Origin of the sequence: Nocardioides oleivorans (assembly GCF_004137255.1) — a bacterium.
Taxonomy (GTDB): domain Bacteria; phylum Actinomycetota; class Actinomycetes; order Propionibacteriales; family Nocardioidaceae; genus Nocardioides; species Nocardioides oleivorans.
In genome coordinates this window covers 3,089,010-3,100,306 of sequence record NZ_SDWT01000001.1, presented here as the reverse complement: position 1 = coordinate 3,100,306, position 11,297 = coordinate 3,089,010, and the positions used below count along the sequence as shown (strand labels likewise).

Below are 11,297 nucleotides of genomic sequence, written 5' to 3'. Positions count from 1 at the left end.
GTCAGCCGGCTGCCGCGTCGGCCGCCGGGTCGGAGCCCGTGTCGGCGGAGGCGCGGTCCACGACCTCGATGGCGTCCGAGCGGCCGCACCACCGGCACGAGACGGACTCCACGGCCTCACCGTGGACGGTCTCCTCCTCGACCCGGTGCTCGCCGGAGAGGTCGAAGTGCCAGTACTCCGTCGTACGACGCGAGCGCGTCACGTCGAAGCGGGTGAGGTTCCCACATCCAGCGCAGCGCCACCGCTCACCCTCGACGGGGACGCGTAGGTCGGCGGTCTGGTCTGCCACAGGTGCTCCTCGGTCGGGTCGCGCGTGCCGTCGGGTGATCGGCGCCGTCAGCGTAGTCCGCGCGCCGCCGCGGCGATGTCGGAGCCCACGTCTAGCGTCGCCGGCATGAGCACCACCGCCCACCGCCCGGCACGGAGCTCGCCCCGCTGGGAGTCGCAGCGCAGCTTCGACGAGCTGGGGCGGCCCCTGCGCGACATCACCTTCTGCGTGGTCGACCTCGAGACGACCGGCGGTTCGGCGGCCGGGGGCTCGATGATCACCGAGATCGGCGCCGTCAAGGTGCGTGGCGGCGAGCGGCTCGGCGAGTTCCAGACGCTGGTCAACCCCCACACCGAGATCCCCGCCTTCATCGCGGTGCTCACCGGCATCACCAACTCGATGGTCCGCGACGCGCCGCCCATCGAGTCGGCGCTGCCGGCGTTCCTCGAGTTCGCGGCCGGCTGCGTGCTGGTCGCCCACAACGCCCCCTTCGACGTCGGCTTCCTCCAGCACTTCGCCCGCGAGCAGGGTCGGCCCTGGCCCAAGCACGAGGTCCTCGACACCGCCAAGCTCGCCCGTCGGGTCATCACTCGCGACGACGCCCCGAACTGCAAGCTCTCCTCCCTGGCCCGCGTGTTCAACGCGACCACCACCCCCAACCACCGCGCCCTCGACGACGCGCGCGCCACGGTCGACGTGCTCCACGGCCTGATGGAGCGGCTCGGTGGCCTCGGCGTGCACACGCTGGAGGAGCTCCAGACCTTCTCGTCGCGGGTGAGCACCGCCCAGCGCCGCAAGCGGCACCTGGCCGAGGGGCTCCCCCACGCGCCGGGGGTCTACCTGTTCCGGGACGACCGCTCCCGCGTGCTCTACGTCGGCACGTCCCGCGACCTCCGCACCCGCGTCCGCACCTACTTCACCGCCTCCGAGACCCGCACCCGGATGGGCGAGATGGTCGGCCTGGCCACCTCGGTCACGGGCATCGAGTGCGCGACCCCGCTCGAGGCGGAGGTCCGCGAGCTGCGGCTGATCGCCGAGCACAAGCCGCGCTACAACCGGCGCTCGCGCTTCCCGGAGAAGGTCCACTTCGTCAAGCTCACCCGCGAGGCCTGGCCTCGGTTGTCGCTCGTGCGCAAGGTCCTCGACGACGACGCCGACTACCTCGGGCCCTTCTCCTCGAAGAAGACGGCCGAGAAGTGCCTCGCCGCCCTCCACGACACCTTCCCGGTGCGGCAGTGCAGCGGTCGGATGCCCCGGGTCCCCTCGGGCTCGGCATGCGTGCTGGCCGAGATGGGCAAGTGCCTCTCCCCCTGCGACGGCTCGGTCGACGAGCCGGCCTACGCCGCCGTCGTACGCCAGCTGCGCGACACGTTGCTGCGCAGCCCCGAGGAGGTCGTGGAGGTCATCAACCAGCGCATGGCGGCACTCGCCGACAGCGAGCGGTTCGAGGAGGCCGGCGTGCACCGCGACCGGCTGGCGACCTTCGTGCGGGCCGCCGCGCGCACCCAGCGCCTCTCCGCCCTCACCCGGTGCCCCGAGATCGTCGCCGCGCGCCGCGAGGACGACGGCCGCTGGTCCGTGCACGTCGTGCGCCACGGCCGGCTCGCCGCGGCCGGGCGGATCCCCTCGGGCGCCGACGCCCACCAGTACGTCCGCGAGCTCACCGCGAGCGCCGAGACGGTCAGCGGTGCCCCCGGTCCCGTCCCGGCCGCGACGGCGGAGGAGTCGGAGAAGGTCCTGCGCTGGCTCGAGTCGCCGGGGATCCGGCTGGTCGACGTCGACGGCGAGTGGGTCTGCCCGCTCGGTGGCGCGGCGCGCCACCTGGCCGTCTACGACGCCGTCAACCAGTCGCGGCTGTCGCTGGTGCCGTTCGACGAGCAGCGGCTGCCCTCACCGGTGCACCGACCCGTGCGGTGACGAGGGCCAGCGAGGGCCAGGCGAGGGTCAGTCGAGACCGATGCTGAAGGCCGACTCGAGGTCGTGGCGGGAGTAGGTGCGGAACGCGATGTGCGTCTCGGTCTCGGTGACGCCCTCGACCTTGTTGAGCCGGTCGGCGACGACCGACGCGATGTCCTCGTGCTGGCGCACCCGCACCAGCGCGATGAGGTCGACCTGGCCCGTGACCGAGTAGACCTCGCTGACCCCGTCGAGGGCGGCGATCGTCTCGGCGACCTCCGGGATGCGTGCGACGTCGGCCTTCACGAAGACGATGGCGGTGATCATGCGCTCACCGTAGCGCCCGCCGCCGGAGTGGCGGTCCGATCACCGATCGGCCAGAGGTGCCTAGTCCTTTCGGACTACCCGTGACCATTCGCACTCCGACGGCTCACAGCGACACCTAGCGTGGCGAGGTCATCACCGTGCCCGCAGGGGCTCTCCAGGGGGAATCGCTCGGATGTCACTCACCCGCCATGCCGTCGCCCGGCACGCTCGCGCCGTTCTCGTGCTCGCGATGCTCCTCGCGTCGCTCGCGACCTTTGCACAGCCCGCCGCAGCGGTCCCGGACGCTCCGACCGGGCTGAGCGCCAGCGGCGCTCCGATTCCCACGCTCTCCTGGACCCGCAACCCGACCGTCACGCGCTACCGCGTGCAGGGCGCCGAGGACGCGACGTTCTCGACGGTGGTCTTCGACCAGGAGACGGTCAACGACCGCTACACCCCGACCCGGGTGCTGCGCGCCGGCACGCTCTACTGGCGCGTGCTGGCCGTCGACCAGACCGGGTCCAGCGCGTGGGCCCGCGCGGAGGCGCCGGTCACGGCGCTGAAGGTGCCCACCGGGGTCCAGGTGTCGTCGGCCGGCAACCAGATCCTTCCGCCCGTCTCGCCCCCGATCATCCGCTGGGAGGGTGTGCCCGGCGCGGTCTCCTACGACGTCGAGATGGACGCCGAGGGGGACAACGTGGGCGGCATCCTGCGTGAGGACATCCGCTCGACGACCTACGTCTGGCCGGACCCGCAGGGTGTCGGCGAGCGCGAGGGCTTCGAGGACTTCTACGTCCGGGTGCGCGCCCGGTTCGAGAACAACATGCAGAGCGCCTGGTCCGGGTGGACCAGCTACAACGTCTCCCAGCTGCCGCCCGTGACGTCGCAGTCGTGTGCCACCGGCCTGGTCTGCGCGCCCAACGCCACCACGGGGCAGGTCCAGCCCAGCACCACGGTCCAGGACGTCGTCCTGGCGTGGGACCCGATCAAGGGTGCCAAGCAGTACGAGATCTGGGTCGCCCTCGACGCGGACTTCAACACGCAGATCGAGAAGCGCACGGTCTACTCCACGCGCTACTCGCCGACGACCACCTGGGACAACAACACCTACTACTGGAAGGTGCGAGCGATCAACGCCGAGGGCCAGCCGACCCCGTGGCCAGTCGCGCCGAGCGTCTTCCAGCGTCGCTGGCCGCTGCAGCCGACGTTGCTCTACCCGCCGGTCCAGAGCCAAGCCCCCGTGGTCAACGGTGACCTCTACTACCAGTGGACCCCGGTCAAGCACGCGTCCCGCTACGTCCTCGAGCTCAGCAACGACAACTTCGCCTCCAGCCCGAGCCAGTCGTGCCAGACCAGCTCGACCACCTTCGTGACCGGCGACGACCGCAACCTGGGCTGCATCCCCGCCCAGGGCACCACGGTCTACTGGCGGGTGCGTGCGCTGGACAACCCGCGCGGCGTCAATGGCGTCTACTCCCAGACCGGGCGCTTCGTCTACGACAGCGGGCAGGTGCAGCCGCTCGCCCCGGCCGATGGCGCGACGGTCAGCGTCCCCACCCTGCGGTGGGCGCCCAGCCAGGACGCCAACCGGTACTACGTCGAGGTCACGAGCGCCTACGGCTCGGCCAGCATCACCACCTCCGCACTCTCGTGGACCCCGACCGAGATCCTTCCCTCCGACAGCGACACCCAGGACCCGGATCGTCTGCCCGACTACTTCACCTGGAAGATCCACGCGATCGACGGCGACGGCCGGCGCTCCCCGACCTACGGCGCCGGCTCGTTCTACCTCCGCGAGTCGCAGACCGCCGGCGCGTCCCCGCTGACCCCGATCGCCCAGATCCCCGGACAGATCAGCTCGCGCTTCCCGGTGCTCGCGTGGCAGCCGATGGCGTCGCAGCAGGACGCACGCGTGCAGTACCAGCTCCGGATCTCTGAGACCCCGCCCTATGTGGTGTCCCCGGACGCCACTGAGGTGCTGAACCGGCGCGTGGCGTACTCCTCCGTGACCGACTGGGACAGCTACTTCCTGCGTCCCGGCACCTACACCTGGTGGGTGGAGGCCTACGACGCCGAGGACGGCACCAAGATCGGCACGGGCACCCCGGCCACGTTCACCATCGCTCCTCCCGCCGAGACGACGGGCGAGCAGGTCGCCCTCGACGGCCTCGCCGTGGACGCGGGCAACACGTGCGCCAAGCGTCTCGTGGTGGGCCAGGAGCAGACGGTCTGCGGTGGCCTGAGCGCCACCCCGGTCCTCGACTGGGACCCGACTCCCGGAGCGGGCGGCTACCAGGTCTACGTGGCCGAGGACGCCGACTTCACCAACCTCGTCTACGACGGCGTCCAGACGATCAACTCCCGGTTCACCCCGCACTCCAACAGCGGTCCGAGCCAGCTCCCCGACAACGAGTCGGGACCGGCGTACTACTGGTACGTCCGTCCGTGCGCCATGGTCATGCCGACCCGCAACTGCGGTCCGGCTCCCTCGGGCACCCTCGACGCAGGGACCGGGGCGTTCCGCAAGATCTCGCCCAAGGTGCAGCTGCAGAGTCCAGCGAACAACGCGACATTCGCCGACCAGGTCACCTTCACGTGGGCGGACTACAACACGACCAACCAGTCGACCGCGCCGATCTACGGCGGGACCCGCCCGCCCTACCAGACCGCGAACCGCTACCGGATCCAGGTGGCGCAGTCGGCCACGATCACCGACAGCAACAAGATCGATGAGCAGGAAGTCGACCAGGCGACCTACACGGCCTTCGGCCGGACCTACCCCGAGGGTGACCTCTGGTGGCGCGTCCAGGCCATCGACGACGCCGGCAACCGCCTGGCGTGGTCCGACACCCGACGCCTGCTCAAGGCCACGCCGGCCAGCAAGCTCGACGCGACGTCGACGGCCGCGCCGGCGTTCGACAGCCACATCGACGCAGGCACCACGCTCTTCCGGTGGGCCGCGGGCGACTTCGACTCCTCGTGGGACATCGAGGTCTACCGCAACGACGACACCACGCTGTCGGCCGGCAACCGGGTCCTGAGCCGCCAGGTCTCCCAGGCGGCCTACTCGATGCCCGACCTGCTCGCACCGTCCGCCCAGGCCTACCGCTGGCGGGTGCGTCGCACCGACGTGGCGGGTCAGCCGGGCCGATGGTCCGACCTCGGTCGGTTCTTCGTCGATCCCGTGACCGTGGCGTTGTCCGTCCCGGCGCAGGGGGCAACCATGGAGCCGAACGCAGGGGTCCTCACGTGGGACGCGCTCGCCGGGACGACCCGCGCCGCGCGCTACGTCCTCAACGTGGAGAACGTGACCGGCGGCGGCAGCCCCGGGTCCGTCACGACCTACGCGACCACGTACGCCCTCCCGAACACGCTCGAGACGGGCACCTACGCGTGGACCGTGCGGGCCTACGACGGCCAGGGGAACTACCTGGGGTCGAGCGTCGAACGCCGCTTCGTCGTCGACGCCGGGCTGCGGGCACTGACCGCGGTCCAGATCCAGGCCCCGACCGGTTCGGCCGTCGGCCAGACGCTGACCAGCACGGCGCCGACGTGGAACCAGCCCGACGTCACGATGTCGTACCAGTGGCTGCGCGACGGGAGCGACATCGGGAACGCCACTGGGCCGACCTACACGCTCACCACGGCGGACTACACGCGCGTCGTGACGCTGCGCGTGACCGCGCGCAAGCCGTCCTACGTCGAGGGACGGACGACCAGCAACGCGCTCTCGATCACCGCGGGCGGGGCCCTGCAGGGCACCGGCCAGCCGACGATCTCCGGCACGGCGTCCGTGGGCAGCTCGCTCCAGGTCACGACCGGGTCGTGGTCACCCGGCGCCACCGACTACCGCTACCAGTGGCTCCGACAGGGTGCGCCGATCCCGGACGCGAAGGGGTCGAGCTACTCGCTCCGGGCGGCCGACGCGGGCAAGGACGTGTCCGTGACGGTGTTCGCGTCCGCCCAGGGATTCGCCGAGGGTGCGCTCACGACCGCCGCCGTCTCGGTGGCGCGGATGAAGTCGTCGGTGACCGGTGCGCTCCAGGCCGACCAGGTGAAGGTCAAGAAGCGCGCGAAGCTCGGAATCACGGTGAGCGTGCCGGACCTCCCCAACCCGACGGGTGCCGTCCAGGTGCTCGACAAGGGCAAGAAGATCGCCCAGATCACCCTCGCTCCCGCGCGGAACGGGTCGCAGACGATCAAGCTGCCCAAGCTCAAGAAGGGCAAGCACAAGCTGCAGGTCGTCTACCTCGGGAACGCCCAGGTGTTCGGCTCGAAGAGCAAGAAGATCGTCCTCTACATCATCAAGTGATGTCGTGGACGTCAGGAATCAGCAGCCGGTCACGGCGGAAGTAGGCTCCCGCCGTGACCTGGCTCGCTGACCACTGGCTCGATGTCCTCGGCTGGGGCGGGAGCGCACTCCTCGTGTACTCCCTCCTCCAGGCCAGCCTGCTGCGCCTGCGCGTGCTCAACGCGATCGCGTGCGTGGTGCTGATCGTCTTCAACTGGCTGCTCGACGTGTGGCCGATGGTCGGGATGAACCTCGTGCTCGTCGGCATCAACGCGTGGTTCATCGTGAAGATGCTCCGCGAGCAGCACGACGAGACCGCCTTCGAGGTGCTCGAGGTCGGGCCCACCGACGAGTACCTCCGCCACGTGCTGCGGGTCCACGGCGACGACATCCTGCGGTTCAACCCGGACTTCGTGCACGACCCCGGCACGACCCAGGACGCGTTCCTGGTGCAGAAGGGCGACGAGACCGTCGGTGTCGTGCTGCTCCACGAGGAGGGCGAGACGGCGAGGGTCCAGCTCGACTACGTGACCCCGCGCTACCGCGACTTCTCCCCCGGCGAGTTCGTCTGGCGGCGCAGCGGCCTCCTGGCGGGTCGCGGCATCCGCGAGGTCGTCACCCCGCCCGGGATGGTCGGCGCCTACTACGACCGGCTCGGCTTCCAGCGGGTCGGGCAGTCCTGGCGCCTCGACCTCGGCTCGTGATCACCACCTTCATCCGCCGGGTCCTCCCGCTGGTCGGGCTGGCCGCCGCCCTGGTGGTCCTGATCGGCCTCCAGGACGTGCCCGCGGCGGGCAGCGACGCCTGGCTCCACCTGCGGCTGGGACAGGAGTTCCGTGACGGCTGGTCGCTGGCCCACCCCGGCCACCTCGGTGTCTACGACACGGCCACCTGGTACCCCACCCAGTGGGCGTCGCAGCTGGCGATGTCCTGGACGTGGACCACGTTCGGCACCGCCGGGATCATCTGGCTGGCAGGCGCGCTGACCCTGCTGCTGCCGGTGACCCTCTACCTGGTCAGCCGTCGCCGTGCCTCACCGCTCCCCGCCGTGCTGGCTGCCTGCCTCGGTGTCTGCGCTGCCGCGCCCGGCCTCACCGCCCGGCCGCAGCTGGTGAGCTACCTCTTCATCGCGATCGTCGTGGCGGCCTGGCTCCGCACGGTCGAGGACGGCCGGCCGAGGTGGTGGCTGGTCGCGCTCACCTGGGTGTGGGTGCCGCTCCACGGGATGTGGATCGTCGGCGTGAGCATCGGCGTCGCCGTGACCGTGGGCATCGCGCTGTCGCGTCGCCACGACCTGCGCCGGGTGCTCCAGCTCGCCTCGATCCCGGTGCTCTCGACGCTGGTCACGGTTGCCACGCCCCTCGGCCTCGACATCGTCGACTCCGTCACCGGCGTGGGCACCCGCAACAGCGTGCTGACCGAGTGGGGCCCGCCGGACTTCACCAGCCCCGGCTCGTTGTTCCTCGTCCTGATGGTCGCGATCGTGCTGGTCGTGCACCTGCGCGGCGACGCGCTCGACTGGCCGACCCTCATGCTGCTCGGCCTGTCGATGGCGTGGGGCCTCTACTCGGTGCGCACGGTCATCGTCGCCGGCATCATGCTCACCCCGCTGGTCGCGGTCGCGCTCCAGCGGATGGTGCCGCCCACGGGCGCCCCGGGGCGGCGCGAGGTGTCGGTCGTCGCCGCCATCACCGCTGTGGCGCTCGGCGCCCTGGCCGTCACGTCGGCCCAGCGCGCCGACCAGCCGGTCGTCGCGTCGTGGGTGGACTCCCGCCTCGACGCGATGCCCAGCGGCACGAAGGTGCTCGACGACTGGCCGCTCGGCCACTACGTGCTGGCCAACCACCCCCAGGTCCAGGTGGTCATGCACGGCTACGTCGAGATGTTCACGCCCGACGAGCTCGATCGCAACGTCGACATCACGCGGCTCAACCCGGACTGGGACTCGATGGTCGACGACCTCGACGTCGACTACGCCCTCGTCGATCCCGACTCGCAGCTCGGCTACGCCCTGGTCCACCAGCTCGGCTGGACGACCGTCGAGGGCGACGACGACTACGTGCTGCTGGTCCCGGCCGCGTCCTGACCGACCGGCAGCGGGCTCACCGACCTGCAGCGGTGGCGGCGACCCAGCGCTCGAGCGTCCCGAGGGCAGCCCCGGAGTCGATCGCCTCGGCCGCCCGGGCCACCCCGGCCGCGAGCGACTCCTCAGCGGGCCGCGCGGGCTCGGCGTGCACCGCCAGCGCCGCCCCCGCGTTGAGCAGCACGGCGTCACGCACCGGACCGGGCTCGCCGGCGAGGAGACGGCGTACGACGTCGGCGTTGTGGGCCGCGTCGCCTCCCCGGAGGTCCTCGGTGGTGGCCCGGGCGATGCCGAGGTCGGCCGGGTCGATCGTGAGCGTGCGCACCGTCCCGGCGTGGACCTGCCACACCGTCGAGGTGGACGTGGTGGTCAGCTCGTCGAGGCCGTCGTCACCCCGGAACACCCAGGCGTCCACCTCGCGCTCGGCCAGCACGCCGGCCATCACCGGGGCCATCCGCGCGTCGGCGCAGCCGATGGCCTGCGCCTGGGGGCGGGCCGGGTTCGTCAGGGGGCCGAGGATGTTGAAGGTCGTGGCGATGCCGAGCTCGCGGCGCGTCACGGCGGCGTGCCTCATCGCCGGGTGGAAGGCGGCCGAGAAGCAGAACGTGATGCCGGCCTCCTCGGCCACCTCGGCGACGCGCGCGGGCGACAGGTCCAGCCGGACGCCCAGCGCCTCCAGCACGTCGGCGGAGCCGGACTGCGAGGAGGCCGAGCGGTTGCCGTGCTTGACGACCCGGGCGCCGGCACCCGCCGCGACGATCGCCGACATGGTCGAGATGTTGACCGACATCGAGCGGTCTCCCCCGGTCCCGACGACGTCGAGGAGCCTGCCCGGCACCGAGATCGGGTTGGCGGCGGCGAGCATGGCCGCCGCGAAGCCGGAGACCTCCTCGACGGTCTCGCCCTTGGCCCGCAGCGCCACCACGAAGCCGGCGAGCTGGACGGGGGTGGCGGCACCGGCGAAGACCTCGTCGGTGGCCCATCGTGCCTGCTCCGCGGTGAGGTCGTCGCCTGCGACGAGGGTGGAGAGGACGTCGGGCCACGTGTGGGACATGGGGGTCAGGCTATCGGCGCGGCACCGACAACCCGCACGTCCGCTCAGGAGTCGGTACGACGCCCGCGCGCCGGACCCGGAGTGCCGGCCCTCCCGGCCGCGTCCAGGCGCACCAGCCCCGCCAGCACGGCCAGGGCGCCGATGCCGAACACCGGCGATCCCAGGATCATGCCCACCGGCAGCACCCAGGTCCGTCCGAGACGGGCTCCCACCGCGACGACGACGACCGCGAGCGGGATGCGGATGACCGGTGCCGGCAGGAGCGACCCGCCGAGGACGCTCGTGCTGCGATCGGCATTGCTGACGAGGAAGTCGAACCACTGGCGCCAGAGCTCGGGTGCCGCGACCGCCGAGACGAGGACCACGCCCAACGTGGCCCCCACGGAGACGCCCAGGGCACGCCACTCGCGCCTGACCAGGAACCAGACCGGCCCGACGCAGGGGGTCACCTTGGTCAGGGCGGGGAACGCCCACAACCACGGATGCCGCAGGCCGAGCGCGGCCACGACGGCGAAGACCCAGTTGACGTTGCCGGTGGCGATCTCGAACGAGCAGCACAGCATCAGCGGGACCCACCAGCGCCACCCGAGTGGTCTCAGCAACCACCAGAGCGTGATCGTCGTGGCCAGCGACACGCCGGCGACGAAGACGGCGCGCGGCAGGTAGGTGAACGGCCAGATCGCCTGCGCGAAGGCCGGGCTGTAGAGGTACGCACCGGCCCTGGCGGGCGGGACGTCGTAGAGACCGTCGCGCCAGGCACCCCAGTAGGCGCCGGAGTCGATCCCCCAGCCGTACTCGGACAGCCACGCCCAGGTGCCGGCCACCATGAAGACGCCGAAGATCCAGGCGAGGTCGCGGGGCAGCCGTTCGCGGACACTGACCTGCCGGGACAGGCGCCCCCTCAGCGACGGGTCGGCGGCCACGCGCGCGTCAGCGGGCAGCCGGTACCGATGGCCGGAGGAGGCCGACGACCGCCTCCGCGAGCTGGATGGGGTCGATCGGGTGCGGGACCGCTGCCTCGGCGCGCGACCACGTCGCGAGCCACGCGTCCTGGGGACGGCCGGTGAGCACGACGACCGGCGGGCAGTCGTAGATCTCGTCCTTGAGCTGCTTGGCGATGCCCATCCCCCCGGCCGGGACGGCCTCGCCGTCGAGGATCGCGAGGGCGATGTCGCCGCGGTCCATGTTCTGCAGGACGACCGGCTCGGTGGCCACCTCGACGTACTCCACCTCGGGGAGGTCGGGGTGCGGACGGCGTCCCAGCGCGAGGATGACCTGCTGTCGCGTGTTCACGTCGTCGCTGTAGACGAGGACCTTCAACGGCTTCACGGTGTCGCTCACGAGCACATGGTAGTCACGGACGGCGCCGAGGCGGTCCGTCCGGACCACTGATTCCGCA

Annotated in this window: 9 protein-coding genes; 4 read left to right on the top strand and 5 right to left on the bottom strand. The window is 71.5% G+C overall.

What is annotated here, in order from left to right; genetic code table 11:
• Nucleotide 1: 1 nt before the first annotated feature.
• Nucleotides 2-289, bottom strand: a complete 288-nt coding sequence (locus EUA93_RS14845; protein ID WP_129400838.1) for a hypothetical protein — start codon at nt 287-289, stop codon at nt 2-4.
• A 105-nt stretch (nt 290-394) separates the two neighbouring features.
• On the opposite strand from EUA93_RS14845, the gene EUA93_RS14840 reads away from it, so the two are divergent.
• Nucleotides 395-2,185 carry a DEDD exonuclease domain-containing protein gene (locus EUA93_RS14840; RefSeq protein ID WP_129400837.1) on the top strand — a complete coding sequence of 597 codons (1,791 nt, stop codon included), beginning with the start codon at nt 395-397 and terminating at the stop codon, nt 2,183-2,185.
• Nucleotides 2,186-2,212: 27 nt separating this feature from the next.
• Here EUA93_RS14840 and EUA93_RS14835 read toward each other — a convergent pair whose 3' ends face one another.
• Nucleotides 2,213-2,491 (bottom strand): Lrp/AsnC family transcriptional regulator, encoded by a 279-nt coding sequence (locus EUA93_RS14835; RefSeq protein ID WP_129400836.1) that lies wholly within the window; start codon nt 2,489-2,491, stop codon nt 2,213-2,215.
• 172 nt (nt 2,492-2,663) lie between these two features.
• Here EUA93_RS14835 and EUA93_RS14830 point away from each other — a divergent pair, with 172 nt between their 5' ends.
• Genes EUA93_RS14830 through EUA93_RS14820 form a run of 3 tightly spaced genes read left to right on the top strand, consistent with a single transcriptional unit; the run spans nt 2,664 to nt 8,847 of the window.
• On the top strand, nt 2,664-6,782 hold the full coding sequence (locus tag EUA93_RS14830) for an Ig-like domain repeat protein (RefSeq protein WP_129400835.1): 4,119 nt from the start codon (nt 2,664-2,666) through the stop codon (nt 6,780-6,782).
• A 53-nt stretch (nt 6,783-6,835) separates the two neighbouring features.
• Nucleotides 6,836-7,465 carry a hypothetical protein gene (locus EUA93_RS14825; RefSeq protein ID WP_129400834.1) on the top strand — a complete coding sequence of 210 codons (630 nt, stop codon included), beginning with the start codon at nt 6,836-6,838 and terminating at the stop codon, nt 7,463-7,465.
• Nucleotides 7,462-8,847: a hypothetical protein gene (locus EUA93_RS14820; protein ID WP_129400833.1), complete on the top strand. Its 1,386-nt coding sequence runs from the start codon at nt 7,462-7,464 to the stop codon at nt 8,845-8,847. Before EUA93_RS14825 ends, EUA93_RS14820 begins: the two co-directional genes overlap by 4 nt.
• Nucleotides 8,848-8,863: 16 nt before the next feature.
• On the opposite strand, the gene trpD is transcribed toward EUA93_RS14820, so the two are convergent.
• The 3 genes from trpD to EUA93_RS14805 are packed head-to-tail and all read right to left on the bottom strand — an operon-like array spanning nt 8,864 to nt 11,239.
• Nucleotides 8,864-9,898 (bottom strand): anthranilate phosphoribosyltransferase, encoded by a 1,035-nt coding sequence (gene trpD / locus EUA93_RS14815; protein WP_129400832.1) that lies wholly within the window; start codon nt 9,896-9,898, stop codon nt 8,864-8,866.
• 44 nt (nt 9,899-9,942) lie between these two features.
• Nucleotides 9,943-10,821: a glycosyltransferase family 87 protein gene (locus tag EUA93_RS14810; protein ID WP_129400831.1), complete on the bottom strand. Its 879-nt coding sequence runs from the start codon at nt 10,819-10,821 to the stop codon at nt 9,943-9,945.
• A 7-nt stretch (nt 10,822-10,828) separates the two neighbouring features.
• Entirely contained in the window at nt 10,829-11,239 is a 411-nt protein-coding gene (locus EUA93_RS14805) for an Rv3143 family two-component system response regulator (protein ID WP_129400830.1), read from the bottom strand.
• Nucleotides 11,240-11,297 lie beyond the last annotated feature (58 nt).